Source organism: Castellaniella denitrificans (assembly GCF_042653765.1).
Taxonomy (GTDB): Bacteria; Pseudomonadota; Gammaproteobacteria; order Burkholderiales; family Burkholderiaceae_B; genus Castellaniella; species Castellaniella denitrificans.
Map to the genome: position 1 here is coordinate 209,341 of NZ_JBHSEZ010000028.1, position 21,948 is coordinate 231,288.

Sequence of the window (21,948 nt, forward strand, 5' to 3'; positions counted from 1 at the left end):
GCCGGAAACGAAGAAAGGAAGACCGACATGAACTTCACCTACGTCACCCGCGCCCGTTCGCTCTCCGCCCTGGCCATGACCGCCGCCCTGGTCGCCGCGCCCCTGGCCGCCTCGGCCGCCCCCGGCATGCCGGCCGACGGCGGCCCCCGCCACCACCAGAAGGGCGGGCACGACTTCGGCCCCCGCGGCGGCGATTTCGGGCACTTCGGCGGCGATCGCGGCATGCGCGCCCTGGACCTCAGCCAGGACCAGCAGGACCGGATCTTCAAGATCCGCCACGACCAGGAACAGGCCTTCTACGACCAGAAGAAGGCCCTGCGCGCCGCGCACGAATCGCTGCGCGCACTGAGCCAGGCCGACACCTTCGACGAAGCCAAGGCCAAGCAGGCCGCCGACGCCCTGGGCCAGGCCCAGTCGCAACTGGCCCTGCTGCGCGCCCAGACCGGCGCCCAGATCCGCGCGGTGCTGACGCCCGAACAGCGCCAGAAGCTGGCCGACATGCGCGCGCCCCGGAAGGCCGGCAAGCCCGCGAAGTCCTGATCGCCGTCGTCGACGGCGGGCGTCCCCGCCCCGGACCGGCCCGGTAAATATCGGGCGCTTGAAACCCGGAGCCGGCATTGCGTCGGTTCCGGGTTTTTCTCATCGGGCGAACAGCGTCCCCACCGACTGGAAGTGGCGCTGGTAATAGGGGTTGTCCAGCCGGTCGATCCGGACCTGGCCGCCGGTGGACGGGGCGTTGATGAAGCGCCCGTCGCCCAGGTAGATGCCCATGTGCGAATTCGGCCGGCCCAGCGTGTCGAAGAACACCAGGTCGCCGGCCTGCAGGTCGCCGCGCGGCACGGGACGGCTCATGCGGGCGATCTGCTCGGTGTTGTGGGGCAGGACGGCGCCGGCCGCCGTGCCGAACACGTATTTCACCAGGCCGCTGCAGTCGAAGCCCTGGCGGGCCTGCGATCCGCCGTAGCGGTAGCGGGTGTCCAGCAGGCTCAGGGCCGTCATGACGACCTCGGTGCGCTGCGCCGGATCGATGTTGGGGTTGGCCGCGGCCGGCCTGCGCGCGCCCGGGCCGGCGCAGGCCGCCAGCCACAGGCCCAGCAGGCAGACCGCCAGGGCGCGGACGGCGCGCCAGCCCGGCAACGGGTTCGGCCTGATCCTTGCGAACGGGAGGGCGGCCATGCGCGGATCAGCCCGGGACCGTCTTGCCCTCGGGCCAGTAGTGGCTGTCGGGCAGGGCGCGGGCGCCGAAGATCGCCTGGCCGACGCGCACGGTGGTGGCGCCTTCCTCGATCGCCCATTCGAAATCCCCGGACATGCCCATCGACAGTTCGGCGAAATCCGCGCCCTGGGGAGCGTCCTGGCGCAGCCGGTCGCGCAGGTCGCGCAGCAACTGGAAGCAGGGGCGCACGCGGGCCTCGTCCGGGGAAAACAGGGCCAGCGTCATCAGGCCGCGCACCCGCAGCGCGCCATAGGCGGGCAGGGCGCGGGCGAAGTCCAGCGCCTGCTCAGGCGCCAGGCCGAACTTGCTGGCCTCGCCGGACGTGTTCACCTGGACGAAGACGTCCAGGCCGCGGCCTTCTTCCTGCAGGCGCCGGTCCAGGGCCTCGGCCACGCGCAGATTGTCCAGGGCCTGGAATTCGCGGGCGAAGCGGGCCACGAACTTGGCCTTGTTGGTCTGCAGGTGGCCGATGACCGCCCAGTCCAGGTCGGTCAGGTCGGCCATGGCCTCCCATTTGCCGTAGGCTTCCTGGACCTTGTTCTCGCCCAGCAGGCGGCAGCCGGCCGCATAGGCCATGCGGATGCGGGATTCGTCCACGGTCTTGCTGACGGGCAGCAGGCGGACTTCGGCCGGGTCGCGGCCCGCACGCGCGCAGGCCGCGTCGATGCGGGCGCGGATGTCGGCCAGGTTGGCCTGGATTTCCTCCTGGGTGGCGGCCGTCCGGTAGGCGGGCCGGACGGGGGATGGCACAGCGTTCATTTGCGGCGGTCTCGGACAGAATCGGGATGATGGTTCACGGGGAGCCCCTAGGATAACCCCAATGCGCGGCAATCCCAATGCGCCGGCTCCGTCCGCCGGCCTGGCCCGGGACCGAAAGCCTTTATCATCTAGTCTGGAACGACAGGCGAGAAGGGAAAAGCGTGGCGGAACTCACTCCAGGGCTGATGCTGGTCCACGGCAATCGGGCGGAACAGCTGCGCGAGGTGCTGGTCGCGTGGCTGCGCCATTCTCCGCTCGATCCCCTGGAAAACGAGTATCTGCTGGTGCACAGCAACGGCATCGCGCAGTGGCTGCGGCTGGCCCTGGCCGAGCGCGACCGGGGCTGCGGCATCGCGGCCGCGCTGGATTTCCTGCTGCCTTCGCGCTTCATGTGGCAGGCCTATCGCGCCGTGCTGGGCGCGCACGCGGTTCCCGAGCAATCCCCCCTGGACAAGGACCCGCTGGCCTGGCGCCTGATGCGCCTGCTGCCGGCGCTGGCCGGCCAGCCCGGCTTCGAACCGGTGGCGCGCTTCCTGGCCGACGATGCCGGCGTGCGTAAGCGCCATCAACTGGCCCATCGGCTGGCGGACCTGTTCGACCAGTACCAGGTCTATCGGGCCGACTGGCTGGACGCCTGGAGCCGGGGGGAAATCGTCCTGCCCGACGCCCTGGGCCGGGACCGGCCCCTGCCTGATTCCCAGGCCTGGCAGGTCCGCCTGTGGCGCGCCCTGCTGGACGATCTGGGCGCGGCCGGCGGCGAGCCGGTCGGCCGCGCCGCCGTGCACGCGGCCTTCATGGCGCGGGTCCGGGCACCGGGCGACATGCCGCGCCCGGCCGGGCTGCCGCGCCGCCTGCTGGTCTTCGGCATTTCCGCCATGCCGCGCCAGACCCTGGAAGCCCTGTCCGGCCTGTCTCGCTGGATCCAGATCCTGGTGTGCGTGAACAACCCCTGCGCCCACTACTGGGCCGACATCCTGGGCGACCGCGACCTGCTGCGGGCGCGCTTCCGGCGCCAGGCGCGCCGGCCGGGCATGCCGGAAGTCCTGGACGAGGACGCGCTGCACCAGCAGACGCATCCGCTGCTGGCTTCGTGGGGGCGGCAGGGGCGCGATTTCATCGGCCTGCTCGACGACATCGACGATCCGGCGCACCGGGCGCGCTGTGGCCTGGCCTTCGAGGCACTGCACCAGCGCATCGACGCCTTCGAGGAATTGCCCGGGGCTACGCTGCTGGAGCAGTTGCAGGACGACATCCGCGACCTGCGGCCCCTGGCCGAGACGCGCGAGCGCTGGCCGGCGGTGGACGCGTCGCGCGACGACTCGCTGCGCTTCCATGTCGCCCACAGCGCCCAGCGCGAGGTCGAGATCCTGCACGACCAATTGCTGGCGGCCTTCGCCGCCGATCCGGGCCTGCAGCCCCGCGACGTGATCGTGATGGTGCCCGACATCGAGGCCTACGCGCCCCACGTGCAGGCGGTCTTCGGCCAGTACGGCGCCGGGGACCGGCGCCACGTGCCCTATGCCCTGGCGGATCGCGGGCAGCGCCAGGCCGATCCGCTGGTCATCGTCCTGGAGCAGCTGCTGTCCCTGCCGCGCTTGCGCCTGGGCATCCAGGAAGTCCTGGAATGGCTCGACGTGCCGGCGCTGCGGGCGCGCTTCGGCATCGAGGCCGGGGATCTGCCGCTGCTGCAGGCCTGGGCGCGGGACGCCGAGGTGCGCTGGGGGCTGCATGCCGAGCATCGCGGCGCCTTCGGCCTGGAGCAGACGCCGGAGGCGGCCCATGGGCACACCTGGCGCTTCGGCCTGGAGCGCATGCTGCTCGGCTACGCGGCGGGACCCGACGCGCCGGCCTGGCAGGCCATCGAGCCCTATGGCGAGACGGGCGGGCTGCAGGCCCAGGCGCTGGGCGCGCTGGCCCGCCTGCTGGACACGCTGGACCGCCACTGGCGGCTGTTGCGCCAGGACGCCGCGCCCGCGCAATGGGCGGCGTCCCTGCGGGCGCTGCTCGATGATTTCTTCCTGCCGGCGTCCGACGCCGACGAGCACACGCTGGCGCGTTTCCGGGAAATCCTGCAGGACTGGGCGTTGCTGTGCGAGGCCGCCGGGGTGGACGAGGCCCTGCCGGTGCCCATTGTCGCCGAGCATTGCCTGGGCCGGCTGGACCAGGCCGGCCTGTCGCAGCGCTTCTTCGCGGGCGCGGTGACCTTCGCCACGCTCATGCCCATGCGGGCGATCCCGTTCCGGCGCGTGTGCCTGCTGGGCATGCAGGACGGCGCCTTTCCCCGCCAGCGCGTGCCGGTCGATTTCGACCTGATGGCGCTGCACCCGCGTCCCGGCGACCGTTCCCGGCGCGAGGACGACCGCTACCTGTTCCTGGAAGCCCTGCTGTCCGCGCGCGACCAGCTCTACATTTCCTGGATCGGGCACAGCATCCACGACAACACGCCGCAGCCGCCCTCCGTGCTGGTGTCCCAGCTCATGGACCACCTGGACCGGGGCTGGCGGCGCGCGGACGGGGACGGGGCCCTGTCCCGCGCCCTGAGCCTGCATCATCCGTTGCAGCCCTTCAGCCGCCGCTATTTTCCCGCGCGGGCGCAGACCGGCCCCGGCGCGCTGTTCACCTATGCGGCCGAATGAGGCCGCGCCCGCCGGCGGGCCGCCGCCGCGCCGCCGCCCTCCGCCTTGCCGCCGCCGCGCCGGGAGGCCGCCGTGCGGCTGGACGTCCTGCGCCAGTTCCTGCGGCATCCCGTGCGCGCCTTCTTCCAGCAGCGCCTGCAGGTGTTCTTCGAGGCGCCGGATCCCGACCTGGACGAGGGAGAACCTTATGTCCGGGACGTCCTGGCGCAATGGCAGCTGCGCGCCGAGCTGCTCGAGGCCCTGCGGCGGGTCCCCGACCCGGCCGATGCCGAGCCGGCGTTCCGGGACTGCCTGGAGCGCATGCGCCGGCGCGGCGCGCTGGTCGCCGGCGGTCTGGGCGAGGCGGCGGCCCGGGCGCTGCGCGACAGCGTGGAGGCTGCCGTCGATCCCTACCGGCGCGCCTGCGAGGACTGGCCGCAGGTGTCCGCCTCGACGCTGCGCATGGAGAGCGCCGTGCCGGACACCCATTGGACGTTCGAGGATACGCTCGCCGGCTGGCGCCGGGACGGGCAGGGCGGATGGGGCCGGATCGTGCTGCTCGCCAGCCACCTGGTGCGCGGCAGCCGTTACCGCATCGCGCCCATGATGCCGGCCTGGCTGGATCATCTGGCCGCGCACGCGCATGGCCGGTCCCTGACGACGGTGCTCGTCAGTCCCCAGGGCAGCGTGCGCTTCGAGCCGCTGGATCCGGACCGGGCCGCCGGGCAGTGGCAGGCCCTGTGGGCCGCCTGGCGGGAAGGCATGCGCGCCGCGCTGCCGGTGGAAATCGACGCGGCGGGCGCCTGGCTGCGGGCGGGCGCCGATCCGGCTCCCGGCAGCACGGCCCGGCGCGAGGCCGAGGCCAGCTACGCCCGGCGGGTGGAAGACGATCTGTACCTGCGGCGCTGCTATCCCGATTTCGATTCCCTGTGCGCGGATGGCGGCTTCTTTCACTGGGCCAGGACCCTGTACGGCGAGGCGTCTCAAGCCATCCAGCCGTATCCGGCCGCGGCGGAGTCCGGGACATGAGCGGCACGCCCTCGATTCCCCAGGTCGATCCGCTGCGATTCCCCCTGCGGGGCAGCCACCTGATCGAGGCCAGCGCCGGGACGGGCAAGACCTGGACGATCGCCGCGCTGTACGTCCGGCTGGTGCTGGGGCATGGCGGACAGGATCCGCGCCTGCCCACCGAGATCCTCGTCCTCACCTTCACCGAGGCGGCCGCCCAGGAATTGCGCGACCGGATCCGAGGCCGCCTGGCCGAGGCCGCCGCCTGGTTCGCCCAGGATGCGGCGGAAGGCCGCCCGGCCGATCCCTTCCTGGAATCCCTGCGCCGGGAATGGCCGCGCGAGCGGTGGGCGGGCTGCGCCCGCACGCTGGACTTGGCGGCGCAGTCCATGGACGAGGCCGCCATCTCCACCATCCACGCCTGGTGCGCGCGGGTCCTGCAGGAACACGCCTTCGACAGCGGCAGCCTGTTCGAGCAGCGGCTGGAGCCGGACCTGGGCGCCGAGATCCGCCAGGCGGCCTGGGACTACTGGCGCGCGCACGTGGCGCCGCTGGCGCCGGATGAGCTGGCCGAAACGCTGGCCGTCTGGCCCGGTCCGGACGCCTTGCTGGGCCTGTCCGGCCTGCTGACCCGCGAGTCCCTGCCCGAGGCCGCCGATGAAACCCTGGCGGACGTGCTGGCGCGCCACCGCGCAGACCGGCGGGCACGCTTGGCCGCGCTGAAAGCCCCCTGGATCGAGGCCGCCGACGCGCTGGAAGACTGGCTGGTGTCGCTGGGCAAGCCTCTCAAGGTCCGGCCGGCCGATTTCCGCCGCTGGACGCAGGCGCTGCGGACCTGGGCGCGGGATCCCGACCAGGACGCCCTGGACCTGAAGACCGGCTGGGATCGCCTGACGCCGCAGGGCATCCGGGACAAGTGGCAGGGCGAGGGCCCGGCGCCGGAGCATCCCGCCAGCGCGGCGCTGGGCCGCCTGCGCGCCGACCTGGACGCGCTGCCCGCCGCGCGCGCGCGCTTGCTGCGCCATGCCCTGGCCTGGATGGCCCGGCGCCTGCGCCAGGCCCTGTCCAGCGCCGCGCTGCTGGGTTTCGACGGCCTGCTCGGCCATCTGGACGCCGCCCTGGCGGGCGCGTCGGGTGTCCGGCTGGCGCAGACCCTGCGGCGGCAGTTTCCGGTGGTGCTGATCGACGAATTCCAGGACACCGATCCGGTGCAGTACCGCATCTTCGACCGCGTCTATCGGGTGGCCGACGACGACCCCGACACCGCGCTGGTCTTCATCGGCGACCCCAAGCAGTCCATCTACGGCTTCCGGGGCGCCGACGTCCACACCTATCTGCGGGCGGGCCGGGCCTGCGCCGGACGGGTGCGGACGCTGGGCCGCAACTACCGCTCGTCCGAAGCCATGGTCGCGGCGGTCAACCAGTGCTTCGCCCGGCCCGGCGTCCAGGCCTTTCCCACCGGCCTGCCGGGAGTGGGCATCGACTTCCATCCCGTGCAGGCCGAGGGCCGCCCGGAGCGCTGGGAAGTCCTCGGCCGCCCGGCCCCGGCCATGAGCGCCTGCTGGATCGAACCGGCGGCGGAAGGCAAGCCCCTGTCCTCGACCCAGTACGAGCAGGAAGCCGCCGGGCTCTGCGCCCGGCGGGTGGCCGAAATCCTGGCGCTGGGCCGCCGCGGCGCGGCGGGCATGCGCGACGGCGAGCGGTGGACGCCGGCGCGGCCCTCCGATATCGCCATCCTGGTCAACACCCACGCCGAGGCGCGCAGCGTGCGCCAGGCGCTGGCCCGGGCCGGGGTGCGCAGCGTGTACCTGTCCGAACGGGATTCCGTCTACGAATCGCCGCAGACTGCGGAACTCGCCCTGTGGCTGGACGCCTGCGCGCATCCCGAGGACGAGCGCGCCGTGCGCGCAGCCCTGGCCGCCCCGGCGCTGGGCCTGGACTGGCAGGCGCTGGACCGGCTGGTCGAGGACGAGCGCGCCTGGGACGCGCAGGTCGAGCGTTTCCAGGCCTACCGCCAGATCTGGCGCCAGCGCGGCGTGCTGCCCATGCTGCGCCGGCTGCTGCACGATTTCGACGTGCCGGCCCGCCTGCTGGCCGACGGCTACGAGGGCGAGCGGCGCCTGACCGATTTCCTGCACCTGGCCGAGCTGCTGCAGCAGGCCGCCGCGCACCTGGACGGCGAGCAGGCCGTGCTGCGGTACCTGCACCGGCAGGCCCAGGCCCCGCAGGGCGAGGACGGCCGCCGCCTGCGCCTGGAAAGCGACGAGGGCCTGGTGCGGGTCGTGACGGTGCACAAGTCCAAGGGGCTGGAATATCCCCTGGTCTTCCTGCCCTTCGTCTGCAAGGCGCGTCCGGTCGAGGCGGGCCGGGGGCCTTACCTGCTGCCCGGGGAAACGGACCGGACGTGGGTCATGGAGGCCGATGCCGGCCAGTTGCTGCAACTGGACGGCGAGCGCCTGGGCGAGGACGTGCGCAAGCTGTACGTGGCGCTGACGCGTGCGCGCCATGCCGTCTGGATGGCGCTGGGGCCGCTGAAGGCCGGCGGCAGCGGCATCGGCCACCTGCTGGGCGAGGACTTGCGGGCAGCCTGGGACGGGCTGGCGCGGTCCCATCCCGGCCTGATGGCTTGGGACGAAGCGGTGGATGATACCGCTTCCGCGCCGGCCGCCGACGAGGCGTCCGAGGCGCTGGGCGACGCCCGCCGCCTGGCCGCGCCGGCCGTCGGCCAGCCCTGGTGGATTTCGAGCTATTCCGCGCTGTGCCTGGCCGATGCCGCCGCGCCCGAGACGGCCGCCGAGGACGTGCTGCGCGAAGGCCGCCAGGCCGACCCCGCGCCTGCGCCCCGGGCGGCGGGCGCTTCGTCGGCTCCGGTCGCCTCGGGCCTGCGGGATTTTCCGCGCGGCAGCGAGGCTGGAACCTTCCTGCATGGTTTGCTGGAATGGGCGGCGCGGCGCGGCTTCCGCGACCTGGACGCGGAGGCGCGCGACCTGATCGCCCGGCGCTGCGCGGTGCGCGGCTGGGAGGCGCACATCGACGCGCTGCACGGCTGGCTGCTGCGCCTGGCGAGCACGCGATGGCGGCCGGCCCTGCCGGGCGATCCCGTGCTGCGCCTGGACGACCTGCAGGCCTGCCTGCCGGAAATGGAATTCTGGCTGCCGGCGCATCGGGTGGACATCGGACGGCTGGACGGGCTGTTGCGCCGCGGGACGTTCGGCGGCGCAGCCCGGCCGGCCCTGGCGGCGGGCCGGCTGAACGGCATGTTCAAGGGCTTCATCGACCTGGTCCTGCAGGCCGGCGGCCGCTACTACCTGGTCGATTACAAGTCCAACGATCTGGGGCCCCGCGAAGCCGACTACGCTCCCGAGGCGCTGGCGGCGGCCATGCGCGCGTCCCGCTACGACGCGCAGATGCTGATGTACGTGCTGGCGCTGCACCGGCAGCTGCGCGCCCGGCTGGCGGACTACGACTATGCGCGCCACATGGGCGGCGCGCTGTATCTGTTCCTGCGCGGCCAGGAGGCGCCCGGCCAGGGCCTGGTGGCGCTGCGGCCCGAGCCGGAACTGATCGAGGCATTGGACGCGCTGTTCGACGGCGGGGAAGGGGAGGCGGACGATGCATGAGTTTCCCGGCTGGCTGGCGTTCGGACAGCCCGAGGAAGGCCTGCGCGACCTGGACGTGGCATTCGGCCGCCTGCTGGCCCGCCAGGCGCCGCATGCGCCGGAACTGGCCCTGCGCCTGGCGGTCCTGTGCAGCGCCCGGCTGGCGCACGGCCACCCCTGCCTGGACCTGAAGGCCCTGTGCGAACCGGATGCCGACACGCCGGCGGACGATCCGGACGCGGATGGCCGGACGGGGCCGCCGGCCTGGATCGACGGCGGTCTGGACGGCTGCCTGGCCGCGCTGGCGGCGGCCGGCTTCGCGGGCGACGGCGGCGGTCCGCAGCCGCTGGTCCTGCACGGGCATCGCCTGTACCTGGCCCGCTACTGGCGCGCCGGGCGGCGCATCCGCGAGGATCTCGGCCGGCGCCTCGCCCTGGAACCGCCGGAGGTGCGCGAGCCCGCCCGGATCCGCGCCTGGCTGGACGCGGTGTTCGCCGGCCCCGCCGCCGAGTCGCCGGACTGGCAGAAGATCGCCTGCGCCACGGCCCTGCTGCACGGCTTCAGCATCGTCACGGGAGGGCCGGGGACGGGCAAGACCACCACGGTCGTGCGCCTGCTGGCGGTCCTCCAGGGCCTGGCCCTGGCGCGCGGCCTGGAGCGCGGCCTGCGCATCCGCCTGGCGGCGCCGACGGGCAAGGCGGCGGCGCGCCTGAACGAATCCATCGCTGGCGCCCTGGAACGCCTGGCGGCATCGGCCGACGCCTCGCTGCGCGCCGCGCTCGGGCGCGTGCCCGCCGAAGTGCTCACCCTGCATCGCCTCCTGGGCAGCCGGCCCGACACCCGGCGCCTGAAGTTCCACGCCGGCAATCCGCTCGACCTGGACGTGTTGGTGGTGGACGAGGCCTCGATGATGGACATCGAGATGATGGACGCCGTGCTGGCCGCGCTGCCCGCCCATGCGCGCCTGGTGCTGCTGGGGGACAAGGACCAGCTCGCCTCGGTCGAGGCCGGCGCGGTGCTGGGCGAACTGTGCGCGCGCGCGGAGGGGGGCCACTATACCCCGGCGCAATGCCGCCGCCTGCTCGAATGCTGCGGCGAGACGGTGCCCGAGCAATGGCGGGATCCGGCCGGCGCCGCGCTGGACCAGGCCGTCGTCATGCTGCGCCACAGCCACCGCTTCCAGGCCGACAGCGGCATCGGCCGGTTCGCCGCCGCCGTGAACCGGGGCGACGCCCCGGCCGTGGCCGAACTGCTGCGCCATCCGCCGGATGGCCTGAGCCTGGTGCGGGCCGGTTCGCCCGCCGAGGGCGCGCGGATCGCGTCCGGCGATGACTGGCTGTACGACAGCGGCATCCTGGACGAGGAGGCCGGCTGCCCCGCGCTGTTCCGCGCCCTGCGGGCCGCTCCCGATCCGCGGGCGCCGCAGGCGGACTGGGACCGCTGGGCCCGCGCCGTCCTGGCGCGGCAGGCCCGCTTCCAGGTGCTGTGCGCCCTGCGCGACGGCCCCTGGGGCGCGCGCGGGCTCAACCGGCGCATCGAATCCCGCCTGCGGGCCGAAGGCTGGGTCCCGGCGGCCGAGGACGTCTGGTATCCCGGCCGGCCGGTGCTGGTGCTGCGCAACCATGCCGCCCTGGGGCTGGCCAACGGCGACATCGGTGTGGCCCTGCCCGTGCCCGATCCGGAACGGGACGGCGGATCGATGATCCGGGTGGCCTTCGCCGGCGCCACCCGGGACGCCGTGCGCTGGGTGTCGCCGGCGCGCCTGCCGGAAGTGGAGACCGTCTATGCCCTGACCGTGCACAAGTCCCAGGGCTCGGAATTCGACCGCGTGGCGCTGGTGCTGCCCGACCGGAAATCGCCCCTGCTGACGCGGGAACTGCTCTACACCGGCGCGACCCGCGCGCGCAGCGCCCTGGCCCTGGTGCTGCCGGGAGGGGATGCCCTGCTGGACCATGCCGTGCGGCGCAGGACCCGGCGCGCGGGCGGCATCTGGAATCTCTGAGCCGCCGCCTACGGCGTGGAATTTGCCGGATCTTTGAGCAAAGACAGGGTGCGGCGGCCTCGGCCTCGCTAAAATGGCCTTCATACCTGCATGTCCGGGGGCGGCGCACGACTTGCCGCGCGGGATGGGGCATGCGCAGTTGCCTAACGGGAGGGAAGTCCTCCCTTGCTTTTTGGACGGAGACACATCCAATGACCCATATGTATGATCAGGACCTTCCTCAGACCCCCGCCAATTTCGCGCCCCTGACGCCGCTGCCCTACATCGAGCGCGCCGCTCAGGTTCATCCCGAGCGTCTGGCGGTGGTTCATGGTCTGGGCGAGACGGCCATCCGCCATACCTGGGCCGAGCTGTACGCGCGTTGCCGCCGTCTCTCGAGCGCGCTCGCCGCCCACGGCATCGGCCGCGGCGACACGGTCGCGGTCATGCTGCCGAACATCCCCGCCATGGTCGAGGCGCATTTCGGCGTGCCCATGTGCGGCGCCGTGCTGAATTCCCTGAACACCCGCCTGGACCCGGCTTCCATCGCCTTCATGCTCGACCACGGCGAAGCGCGCGTGCTGATCGTCGACCGGGAATTCGCCCGCATCGCCGGCCAGGCGCTGGCGATGCGCACGCGCACCGAGCCGATCCTGGTGGTCGATGTGGACGATCCCGAATACGATGGTCCCGGCGAAGCCATCGGCACCCTCGACTACGAGGCCCTGCTGGCCCAGGGCGACCCGGAAGCCGAATGGCTCATGCCCGAAAACGAATGGGACGCGATCGCCCTGAACTACACCAGCGGCACCACCGGCAACCCCAAGGGCGTGGTTTACCACCATCGCGGCGCGGCCTTGAATGCCGTGTCCAACATCCTCGAATGGGACATGCCCAAGCATTCGGTCTATCTCTGGACCCTGCCGATGTTCCACTGCAACGGCTGGTGCTTCCCCTGGACGCTGGCCGCCCGCGCGGGCGTGAACGTGTGCCTGCGGCGGGTGGACGCCGCCGCCATGATCGAACGCATGCGCGAGCACGGCGTCACCCATTACTGCGGCGCGCCCATCGTCCAGAGCATGCTGGCCAACGCGCCCAAGGAATTGCGCGACGCGATCCCCCAGGGCATCAAGGGGATGGTGGCCGGTTCCGCGCCCCCGGCCTCGATGATCGAGGACATGGAAGCCCTGGGGATCGACCTGACCCACGTCTACGGCCTGACCGAAGTCTACGGCCCCTCGACCGTGTGCGTGAAGCACGACGACTGGAATGCGCTGGACATCGGCAAGCGGGCCGAGCTCAACGCCCGCCAGGGCGTGCGCTACCACCTGCAGAAGGCCGCCGCCGTGCTGGACCCGGCCACGATGCGGCCCGTGCCCGCCGACGGCCAGACCATGGGCGAGATCATGTTCCAGGGCAACATCTGCATGAAGGGCTACCTGAAGAACCCGCAGGCGACCCACAAGGCCTTCGAGGGCGGCTGGTTCCACAGCGGCGACCTGGCGGTGATGTATCCGGACGGCTACATCAAGATCAAGGACCGCAGCAAGGACATCATCATTTCCGGCGGGGAGAACATCTCCTCGATCGAGGTCGAGGACGTGCTCTACCGCCATCCGGCCGTGCTCGCGGCCGCCGTGGTCGCGCGGCCCGACGAACGCTGGGGCGAGACGCCCTGCGCCTTCGTCGAGCTCAAGCCCGACGCCCAGGTGACGGCCGAGGACATCATCGCGCATTGCAAGGCCCATCTCGCCGGCTACAAGGTGCCGCGCCACATCGTCTTCGGCGAAGTGCCCAAGACCTCGACCGGCAAGATCCAGAAGTTCGAATTGCGCCAGCGGGCGACCCAGTCCGCCTGAGGCAGGGCATGACGATCCGGCATTCCCCGTCCGGCCCGGCGCGCCTGTCGCCGCATGCCCTGCTGAGTCCGGAGCAGATGGGCACCGCCGACCGCGCCGCCCCGGCGGCGGGGGTGCCGGGCACCCGGCTCATGGCGGCCGCGGGCGCCGCCGCGGCCCGGGCGATCCGCGAGCGCTGGGCGCCGACGCCGGTGCGGGTGCTGTGCGGCCCGGGCAACAACGGCGGCGATGGCTTCGTCGTCGCGCGCCTGCTGCGGGAAGCCGGCTGGCCGGTGCGGGTGGCCCTGTGGGGCGATCGCGACGCCCTGCGCGGAGACGCGGCCTGGGCGGCCGAGGCCTGGAGCGGGCCGGTCGAGCCCGCCGCCCCCGGCTGCCTCGATGGCGCGGGGCTGATCGTCGACGCCTTGCTGGGCGCCGGCCTGAGCCGGGCGCCGTCCGGCGGGCTGGAAGCACTCATCCATGCCATCAACGCCGCCGGTGCGCCAGTGTGCGCCATCGATGTGCCCACGGGCTTGGACGGCGCCAGCGGCCGTTGCCCGGGCGCCGCCGTCCAGGCCGAACTGACGGTCACGTTCTGCCGCCGCAAGCCCGGCCATCTGCTGCTGCCGGGGCGCGCGCTGTGCGGCGCGCAGGCCTGCGCCGACATCGGCATGCCCGACGCCGCGCTGGAATCCATCGTCCCCGAGGCCTACGCCAATCATCCCGATCTCTGGGCGGACGCCTTTCCCTGGCCGCGTTCCGACGGCCACAAATACCGCCGGGGCCACGTCCTGGCCGTGGGCGGCGAGCGCATGACGGGCGCCAGCCGCCTGGCCTGCCTGGCGGCCGCGCGCATCGGCGCCGGCCTGGTGACGCTGGCGGTGCCGCCGGCCGCCTGGGCGATCCAGGCCGGGGCGCTGACCTCGGTCATGGTCGAGGCCCTGCCGCCGGACGGCACGCTGGACCAGGCCCTGGCGGACCCGCGCCGCAACGCGCTGCTGATCGGCCCGGGGCTGGGCCGCGAACCCCGGGGGCGCCGCCAGGTCCTGGACATCCTGGCGACCGGGCGCCCCTGCGTGCTGGACGCCGATGCCCTCAGCGTCTTCGCCGGCCAACCGGACGCGCTGTTCGGCGCCCTGCATGCGCAATGCGTGCTCACGCCTCACGAGGGCGAGTTCGCGCGCCTCTTCGATCCGGCGCCGGGCGGGGCGGGCGACGCGGCGTCCGGCGCGGGCGGCGACAAGCTGCGGCGCGCGCGCGGCGCGGCGCGGCGGGGCGGCGCGGTGGTGGTGCTCAAGGGCGCCGACACCGTGATCGCGGCGCCCGACGGCCGTTGCGTCATCAACGACAATGCGCCGCCGACACTGGCCACCGCCGGGTCGGGGGACGTGCTGGCGGGCTGCATCGCCGGCCTGCTGGCCGCCGGCATGCCGGCCTTCGATGCGGCCTGCGCCGCCGTCTGGCTGCACGGCCTGGCGGCCGACCGGCTGGGCTGGGGGCTGCTGGCCGAGGACCTCCCGGGCGCCTTGCCGGGGGCGCTGGCCGTCCTGGCGGACATGGACCGGAATTCCGGGGAGGCATGCCCATGGCGGACGTGATCGCGCTGGTCTTCGATTTCGACGACACCCTGGCGCCGGACAGCACCTCGGGCTTTCTCCGGGAAATGGGCGTGGACGTGCCGGCCTTCTGGCATGGGCAGGTCGATCCGCTGCTGAACCGCGAGGACTGGGATCCGGTCCCCGCCTACCTGTACCGGATGCTGGAATTGTCCCGTTCGGGAAGCCACGGCCCCATCACCCGCGACCGCCTGCGCGACTGGGGGCGCCGGCTGCCGCTGCACGAGGGCGTGACGACGCTGTTCGAACGCCTGCGGGCGCGGCTGCGCCACGCGCATCCGACCGTGCAACTGGAGTTCTACCTGATTTCCAGCGGCATCGGCGACGTGCTGCGCGAAACCCCCATCGCCGGCTGGTTCTCCGACATCTGGGCGTCCGAATTCCATTACGACGCCGGCGGCGTCATCGAATTTCCGCGCCGCGTGGTCAGCTTCACCGACAAGACCCGCTACCTGTTCCACATCCAGAAGGGCATCATCGGTCCCGAATCGCGCAACAAGCCCTTCGAGGTCAACCGCAAGGTCGATCCCGACAAGCTGCGCGTGCCCTTCGAGCAGATGATCTTCGTCGGCGACGGCTATACCGACATTCCCTGCTTTTCCCTGATCCGCCGCTCGGGCGGGGTCGCATTCGGGGTCTGGGACCCGCGCCATAAGGAAAAGCGCAGCCGCGCCTGGGGCTTCATCGAGGACGGGCGGGTGTCCAACCTGAACCAGGCGCGCTTCGGCGAGGACGCCGAGCTCTACCAGTGGCTGGAGGCTGCCGTCGAGAGCCTGGCCTCCAAGATCGTGCTGCGCGCGCGGATGTATCGTGGCTGAGTCCCTGGACGACGACGGCGCCATGGCGCTGGCGCTCGAACAGGCCCGCCGGGCGGCGGAACTGGGCGAGGTGCCCGTGGGCGCCGTGGTGCTGGACGCCGGCGGCCGCCTGCTGGCGGCCGGCCACAACCGCACCATCCTGGACCGCGATCCCACCGCGCATGCCGAAGTCGTGGCCCTGCGCGCCGCCGCCCGGCGGCTGGACAACTACCGCCTGACCGGCGCGCGCCTGTACGTCACGCTGGAGCCCTGCGCCATGTGCTTGGGCGCCATGTTCCACGCGCGGCTGGCGGAAATCGTCTACGGCGCGCCCGACCCCAAGACCGGCGCTTGCGGCGGCGTGGTCGACCTGTCCGTCCAGCCGCGCCTGAACCACCACGCGCGGGTGCGGGGCGGGGTGGGGGCGCAGGCCTGCGGCGACCTGCTGCGCGGCTTCTTCCGCGCTCGGCGCGAGGCCGCCCGCGCCGCGCGGACAGCGGGTGCGCTCGCTTCCGCACCGGGCACCGCCGCGCCCGCGTCGGCGCCGGATGTGGCGCCCGTCTCCCCCGCGCCTGCCGCAACTGCTACTCTGGCACCGTGCGCGGCGTCCGTGTCCTGCGCCGAGGCCCCCGTGGCCGACGCCGCTCTTTTCCGGAATCATCCCCCCATGCCCAAACAGAAATCCGCTTCCTCCGCGTCCGCCGCCTTGGCGTCCCGCCCGGCCCCCGGCGGCGAACACACCCACCTGGTCTGCGACGATCCCGAGTGCGGCGTGCATCACGTGCACGAACAGCCTTCGGGGATCTACCTGATCTCGCCCTCGGGCGCCGTGGCCGATCCCGCCGCGCTGGACCTGGCCGTCGAGCGGCTGCGCGCCCTGGGCTTTCGCGTCGCCGTCGACCGCACGGCGCTGGCCGTGCACGAACGCTTCGCCGGCACCGACAAGCAGCGCCTGGCGTCCATCCAGCGCGCCCTGAAGCAGAAGCATCCGGTCGTCATGGCGACGCGGGGCGGCTACGGCCTGAGCCGCCTGCTGCCGCACATCGACTGGCGGGCCGTGGCCGACAGCGGCAAGACCTTCATCGGCCAGAGCGACTTCACCGCCTTCAGCCTGGCCCTGCTGGCGCGCACCGGCGCGGTCAGCCTGGCCGGCCCCACCGCGATCTTCGATTTCGGCGGCAAGAAGGTGGACGACCTGACCCAGGCCCTGTTCCAGGAAACCCTGTCGGGCGAACTGGAAATCCTCAGCTTCGAATCCCCCGACGCCGATCCGGTGGACGCGCGCGGCGTCCTGTGGGGCGGTAACCTGGCCATGGTGGCCTCGCTGGTCGGCACGCCCTACCTGCCCGACGTGAAGGGCGGCATTCTGTTCCTGGAGGACGTCTCCGAGCACCCCTTCCGTATCGAGCGCATGCTGACCCAGCTCTGGCATGCGGGCGTGCTGGAAAAGCAGCACGCCATCGTGCTGGGCCAGTTCACCGACTACCGCCTGGCGCCGCACGACAAGGGCTACGACCTGGATTCCGTGGTGCGCTGGCTGCGCAAGACCGTGCGCGTGCCGGTGGTCACGGGCCTGCCCTACGGCCATGTGAAGGTCAAGGCGACCCTGCCGGTGGGCGCACGCGTGGGCATCGCCACGGAAGACGGCATGGCGCACCTGGTGCTGCGGGAGCACTCGCTTTGACTCTAGCTGTAACTCTGGCCGTGAGGGTTTTTTCGTTCGGGGCCAGGCCCGTGCGGCCCGGTTTGTTGATTCGGGTGGGTTGCCGGGCAACAGCAGGTTGGGGCTTTTAATCCCAGGGCCTGCACCTGGATTACTCGGAGCTTCTGGGCGTCGTCGCCATCTTGGCGGCGGCGGTGATGCATGCGCTCGTCTATGTCATCACCAAACAGCGGGGCGCGGACATCGGGGTCATTACCTTCAATACGCTGCCGATCGGAATCGCGGGTTTGGGGCTGTTCGTGACCGGGTTGCTGGTTGAGCACCCGGACCTTTCCCTGGTCACCGCAAATTCCTGGGCCGCCCTGGCGTATCTCGGCCTGGCGGCATCGGTCGGCGGGCTTATCGTTTATTTCTTCCTGCTCAAGCGGCTGACCCCAGAGGGGGGCAGTCTTGCTCAATCCCGAGCTCCTTTCGGCGGGGCGGCTACGGCGGCATGGCCTTCCACCGTCAGGCGGTAGCGCTGCATGCGGCTGGTGGGCGTATCGGGCAAGGTCATTTCAATCATGCCCATTTCGAGCAGCCGCCGAATCTGTTTGTGCAATTCTCCGGAAACTGTCTTGTGCCCCAGGGCTCCGGCCAACTGGGCTTTGCCTGACTCATGCTCTTTCAGCAGCAATACGACTTTGGCCGCCAGCTTCGACTCTAGCCGTGACTCTAGCCGTGACTCTAGCCGTGAAATGCCGGCAGTGCCCAGAGAATGGGCCGGAGGTGACGGTTCCTTGATTTGAACGGACCGCCGGTCCTGCGATAAATAGATGCTCAGCCGCACGCCGGTGGCTATTTCCGTCACCTTCGGTTCCGGCAGATCCTGGGCAACCGCTTCATCAAAGATCCGTCTGACGCCGCTGCCCCATTGCTCGATCATTCCCAATTCCCGAAACACCCGCGCGATGACGGGATTACGGATGCGGGAGACGCCGCTTTTCATGTCCTCCACCGTCATGCCGGGCAGCAGCAGGCCAGGACTCTCGACATCGACGCGGTCATCGAAGAATGCGATGCGGATCGGGGTGCCGCGTTGGGAATAATCGCTGTGCACCAGGGCGTTGACGATTGCCTCGCGCAGGATGGTCAGCGGGATGCTCCACACGTCTTCGCGGCGCATGGCGCCGAACCGCGCGCTTTTGAAGGCATGTTTTTTCAGAAAGAATTCGATGGCTTCCACCGCCTGCGGCAGTGGATCATGGATTTCCATCTGGTCGAAGATATGGACCTTGTCCGTGCCTCGGAACCGCCCGCACTGCACCCACGCGTCTGGAAAGTATTGTTCCCGATCCTTGCCGAAGAGCAGGACGGCGCCTTGGGTGGGAACCAGACGGTTCTGTTCGCGGCGGACCAGCTTCAGCGTGGCCAACGATTTTTCGTCCAGCGTTCGGCGGTCGCCGAACAGCTTCTGGGCGGCGGTCAGGTCCAGATCTTCCAGAGTGAGCTCCGGCATGGTGATCTCATCGAACACCACGCCTCGCGCGGATCGCTGCAGTTCGGCGATCAGGTCCGGCCCCGCTTGGCGGTTGCTGGACCCCAGGCGCACGTAGACGCCTTGTTCCGGACCCTGGGCTTTTACATGGTGCGGCCGGTTGCTGCTGGGAAAGACTTCTACAGCCAGCGCTGTACGATTTCCTTGACTGATTAGTTCCACGTTGGGGATCAGCCTTGGGTGGATGGAGTCCGCGATCAGGTTGCAGATACGCTCTTCCTCGTCCAGAGGATCCGCCACCCCGATCAGTCGTCGCCCGTCATCCACGCCGATGATCAGGCGCCCACCGGCTGAATTGGCGAAGGCCACCAGGGTTTTGACGACATTGCGCGGAGAGGACATGTCCCGCTTGAATTCCAGCGTTTTGCCTTCAGGTGTTTGCAGCAGGGCATTCAATGGGCCATTCATGTCGGTCCCCGTCCTCGGCCTCCGGTCAAAATGGCATGGTAGCCCACCTGCTAAACTAGCAGGTTGTTTTGACTCCAATTTTCCCCACCGCCACCGTGATCTCCACCAACAACCTCACCATCCAGTTCGGCTCCAAGCCCCTGTTCGAGAACGTCAGCGTCAAGTTCGGCGACGGCAACCGCTACGGCCTCATCGGCGCCAACGGCTCGGGCAAGTCCACCCTGATGAAGATCATCGGCGGCGACCTGGAGCCGACCTCGGGCAACGTCGCGCTGGAACCCGGCCTGCGGCTGGGCAAGCTGCGCCAGGACCAGTTCGCCTTCGAGGACGTGCGCGTGCTGGACGTGGTGATGATGGGCCACGTCGAGATGTGGAAGGCCATGGCCGACCGGGACGCCATCTACGCCAATCCCGAGGCGACCGAGGACGACTACATGCGGGCCGCCGAGCTGGAAGGCAAGTTCGCGGAATACGACGGCTACACGGCCGAGGCCCGCGCCGGCGAACTGCTGCTGGGCCTGGAAATTCCCGTCGAGCAGCATCAGCTGCCCATGCGCGAGATCGCCCCGGGCTGGAAGCTGCGCGTGCTGCTCGCGCAGGCGCTGTTCTCCAACCCCGACGTGCTGCTGCTGGACGAGCCCACCAACAACCTGGACATCAACACCATCCGCTGGCTGGAAACCGTGCTGAACGGCTACGACAGCACGATGATCATCATCAGCCACGACCGCCACTTCCTGAACGCCGTCTGCACCCACATGGCCGACCTGGACTACGGCGAACTGCGCGTGTATCCGGGCAACTACGACGACTACATGCTGGCCTCCACCCAGGCGCGCGAGCGCCAGGTGGCCGCCAACGCGCGCGCCAAGGAACGCGTCAGCGAACTGCAGGACTTCGTGCGCCGCTTCGCCGCCAACAAGTCCAAGTCGCGCCAGGCGACCTCGCGCCTGAAGCAGATCGACCGCATCAAGGCCGAGACCGTGCAGGTCAAGCCGTCCTCGCGCCAGAACCCCTACATCCGCTTCGAGGTCAACAAGGTCCTGCACCGCCAGGCCGCGCACATCGAAGACCTGTCGAAGTCCTTCGACCGGCCCATCATCAAGGGCCTGACCACCATGATCGAGGCCGGCCAGAAGGTCGCCATCATCGGCGCCAACGGGGTGGGTAAGACGACGCTGCTGCGCCTGCTGGCCGGAAACCTGCCGCCCGACGAGGGCACGGTGCGCTGGTCCGAGAACGCCGACATCGGCTACATGGCCCAGGACGTGTCCGACCAGTTCGATTCCGACCGCGACCTGTTCGACTGGATGACGGACTACCGCCAGCCGGGCGACGAGGACCAGTCGATCCGCTCCGTGCTGGGCCGGCTGCTGTTCTCGGGCGACGAGATCACCAAGGCCGTGCGCGTGCTGTCGGGGGGGGAAAAGAACCGCATGAGCTTCGGCCGCTTGATGCTGGGGCGCCACAACGTCATGCTGATGGACGAGCCCACCAACCACCTGGACATGGAATCCATCGAGTCCCTGCAGTACGCGCTGGAACAGTACCAGGGCACGCTGGTGTTCGTCTCGCACGACCGCCAGTTCGTGTCGGGCGTGGCGACGCGGGTGATCGAGATCCTGCCCGATGGCCGTCTGAACGATTACCCGGGCACCTACGAGGAATACCTCGCGTCCCAGGGCATCGAGGCCTAGCGCGCGGCGGCCCGGACTGGAGAGGCCGCATTGGGTTCGCGGATCGTCGAACGCGCGACGCCCGCCGCGGCGGGGATGCCGGGGCGCAAGCGTGCGGATGAGGGTGGGGCGGATCCATGTCGCACACGCTGACCGGGCCGGTCCGGCACGAGGCCGAGATCCGCAAGAGCCGCTTCCTGGCCCTGGCGGCGCCCATCGATTCGCCCGAGGCCGCCCAGGCCTTCCTGGACGCGTCCCGCGACCTCCAGGCGACCCACAACTGCTGGGCCTGGCGCTGCGGGGCGCAATACCGCTTCAGCGACGACGGCGAGCCCGGCGGCACGGCGGGCCGGCCGATCCTGCAGGCCATCGAGTCCCAGGGCTATGATCGCGTGGCGGTGCTGGTGATTCGCTGGTTCGGCGGCATCAAGCTGGGCACGGGCGGCCTGGCGCGGGCCTATGGCGGCACGGCGGCCGAATGCCTGCGTCTGGCGGAGCGGGTGGAACTGCGTGAGGAATGCAGGGTGCTGTGCGATTGTCCCTATGCGGACATGGACCGCGTGCAGGCGCGCCTGCTGGCGGCCGGCGCGCGCATCGAGCAGGCGGAATTCGACGGCCGTGGCGTGCGCTGGCGCCTGGCCGTGGCGCGTGCCGATGCGGCCGCGCTGGAAACCCTCTACACCGACCTGACCCGAGGGCAAGGCCGGTTCGAGGTTTCGGTTTCCTAGGATCTCAGTGCGTCGTCGCGCCGCCTTTTTCCTGGGCGGCGATTTCGGCGTGGACCTGGGCCATGTCCACGGCCTTCACCTGCGTCAGGAGCTCTTCCAACTGCGAGGCCGACAGCGCGCCGGCCTGCTGGAACAGCAGCACGTTCTCGCGGAAGACCATCAGCGTCGGGATGGAGCGGATGCGCAGGGCGGCGGCCAGTTCCTGCTGTTCCTCGGTGTTGATCTTGGCGAAGGTGACGTCCGCGTGCTTTTCGGCGGCGGCCTCGAAGGTCGGGCCGAACTGGCGGCAGGGGCCGCACCAGGGCGCCCAGAAGTCGACGATCAGGGGCTGATCGGCCTGGGTGGCGGCCTGGAAGGTGTCTTGGGTGAGTTCGATGACGCTCATGGGGGCTCCGGGGCGGGAGGGGCGGCAGGATGCCGCCCGGATTTCCTTTTACATGGGGACGAAGCGCTGGTTTACAAGCGACCCGGATGATTCAGATGGTGGATAGCCAGGGATGTTCTTGG

The 21,948-nt window shown here is 71.0% G+C and carries 16 protein-coding genes and 1 pseudogene; 13 read left to right on the forward strand and 4 right to left on the reverse strand.

Annotated features, from left to right (window positions below; genetic code table 11):
* Positions 1 to 27: 27 nt before the first annotated feature.
* Positions 28 to 540: a Spy/CpxP family protein refolding chaperone gene (locus tag ACFO27_RS13065; RefSeq protein ID WP_376817715.1), complete on the forward strand. Its 513-nt coding sequence runs from the start codon at positions 28 to 30 to the stop codon at positions 538 to 540.
* Positions 541 to 639: 99 nt separating this feature from the next.
* On the opposite strand, the gene ACFO27_RS13070 is transcribed toward ACFO27_RS13065, so the two are convergent.
* Positions 640 to 1,176 (reverse strand): C40 family peptidase, encoded by a 537-nt coding sequence (locus ACFO27_RS13070; protein WP_376817716.1) that lies wholly within the window; start codon positions 1,174 to 1,176, stop codon positions 640 to 642.
* A gap of 7 nt (positions 1,177 to 1,183) precedes the next feature.
* On the reverse strand, positions 1,184 to 1,975 hold the full coding sequence (locus ACFO27_RS13075; protein WP_376817717.1) for a YggS family pyridoxal phosphate-dependent enzyme: 792 nt from the start codon (positions 1,973 to 1,975) through the stop codon (positions 1,184 to 1,186).
* 161 nt (positions 1,976 to 2,136) lie between these two features.
* On the opposite strand from ACFO27_RS13075, the gene recC reads away from it, so the two are divergent.
* The 10 genes and pseudogenes from recC (at position 2,137) to ACFO27_RS13125 (ending at position 17,610) form a co-directional block, all read left to right on the forward strand.
* Positions 2,137 to 4,611 carry an exodeoxyribonuclease V subunit gamma gene (gene recC / locus ACFO27_RS13080; protein ID WP_376817718.1) on the forward strand — a complete coding sequence of 825 codons (2,475 nt, stop codon included), beginning with the start codon at positions 2,137 to 2,139 and terminating at the stop codon, positions 4,609 to 4,611.
* A 72-nt stretch (positions 4,612 to 4,683) separates the two neighbouring features.
* On the forward strand, positions 4,684 to 5,619 hold the full coding sequence (locus ACFO27_RS13085; protein ID WP_376817719.1) for a hypothetical protein: 936 nt from the start codon (positions 4,684 to 4,686) through the stop codon (positions 5,617 to 5,619).
* The gene (gene recB / locus ACFO27_RS13090) at positions 5,616 to 9,218 is read left to right on the forward strand and encodes an exodeoxyribonuclease V subunit beta (RefSeq protein WP_376817720.1); all 3,603 of its coding nucleotides are present in this window, start codon (positions 5,616 to 5,618) and stop codon (positions 9,216 to 9,218) included. The genes ACFO27_RS13085 and recB overlap by 4 nt, the downstream gene beginning before the upstream one ends.
* Positions 9,211 to 11,199: an exodeoxyribonuclease V subunit alpha gene (recD, locus tag ACFO27_RS13095; RefSeq protein WP_376817721.1), complete on the forward strand. Its 1,989-nt coding sequence runs from the start codon at positions 9,211 to 9,213 to the stop codon at positions 11,197 to 11,199. Before recB ends, recD begins: the two co-directional genes overlap by 8 nt.
* Before the next feature lie 191 nt (positions 11,200 to 11,390).
* A complete protein-coding gene (locus ACFO27_RS13100) occupies positions 11,391 to 13,037 on the forward strand; it encodes an acyl-CoA synthetase (protein ID WP_323023650.1) in 1,647 nt (548 codons plus the stop codon).
* 8 nt (positions 13,038 to 13,045) lie between these two features.
* Positions 13,046 to 14,614 carry an NAD(P)H-hydrate dehydratase gene (locus tag ACFO27_RS13105; RefSeq protein WP_376817722.1) on the forward strand — a complete coding sequence of 523 codons (1,569 nt, stop codon included), beginning with the start codon at positions 13,046 to 13,048 and terminating at the stop codon, positions 14,612 to 14,614.
* Positions 14,602 to 15,450, forward strand: a complete 849-nt coding sequence (locus ACFO27_RS13110) for an HAD family hydrolase (protein WP_376817723.1) — start codon at positions 14,602 to 14,604, stop codon at positions 15,448 to 15,450. Before ACFO27_RS13105 ends, ACFO27_RS13110 begins: the two co-directional genes overlap by 13 nt.
* Positions 15,443 to 15,916, forward strand: a pseudogene (tadA, locus tag ACFO27_RS13115) (tRNA adenosine(34) deaminase TadA); the annotation flags it as partial. The gene ACFO27_RS13110 and the pseudogene tadA, both read left to right, overlap by 8 nt.
* Positions 15,917 to 16,096: 180 nt before the next feature.
* Positions 16,097 to 17,113, forward strand: coding sequence for an LD-carboxypeptidase (locus tag ACFO27_RS13120; RefSeq protein WP_376818059.1), 1,017 nt, complete (start codon positions 16,097 to 16,099; stop codon positions 17,111 to 17,113).
* Between the two features lie 176 nt (positions 17,114 to 17,289).
* Positions 17,290 to 17,610, forward strand: coding sequence for an EamA family transporter (locus tag ACFO27_RS13125; protein ID WP_376817724.1), 321 nt, complete (start codon positions 17,290 to 17,292; stop codon positions 17,608 to 17,610).
* Here the strand turns inward: ACFO27_RS13125 and ACFO27_RS13130 are convergent.
* Positions 17,547 to 19,037 (reverse strand): ATP-binding protein, encoded by a 1,491-nt coding sequence (locus ACFO27_RS13130; RefSeq protein WP_376817725.1) that lies wholly within the window; start codon positions 19,035 to 19,037, stop codon positions 17,547 to 17,549. The genes ACFO27_RS13125 and ACFO27_RS13130 overlap by 64 nt on opposite strands.
* A gap of 95 nt (positions 19,038 to 19,132) precedes the next feature.
* On the opposite strand from ACFO27_RS13130, the gene ACFO27_RS13135 reads away from it, so the two are divergent.
* Together ACFO27_RS13135 and ACFO27_RS13140 are read left to right on the forward strand one after the other, a co-directional pair.
* Positions 19,133 to 20,734: an ABC-F family ATPase gene (locus tag ACFO27_RS13135; RefSeq protein WP_376818060.1), complete on the forward strand. Its 1,602-nt coding sequence runs from the start codon at positions 19,133 to 19,135 to the stop codon at positions 20,732 to 20,734.
* A gap of 116 nt (positions 20,735 to 20,850) precedes the next feature.
* Positions 20,851 to 21,441: an IMPACT family protein gene (locus ACFO27_RS13140; protein WP_376817726.1), complete on the forward strand. Its 591-nt coding sequence runs from the start codon at positions 20,851 to 20,853 to the stop codon at positions 21,439 to 21,441.
* 4 nt (positions 21,442 to 21,445) lie between these two features.
* Here ACFO27_RS13140 and trxA read toward each other — a convergent pair whose 3' ends face one another.
* Entirely contained in the window at positions 21,446 to 21,826 is a 381-nt protein-coding gene (trxA, locus tag ACFO27_RS13145) for a thioredoxin (RefSeq protein WP_376817727.1), read from the reverse strand.
* Positions 21,827 to 21,948: the final 122 nt, after the last annotated feature.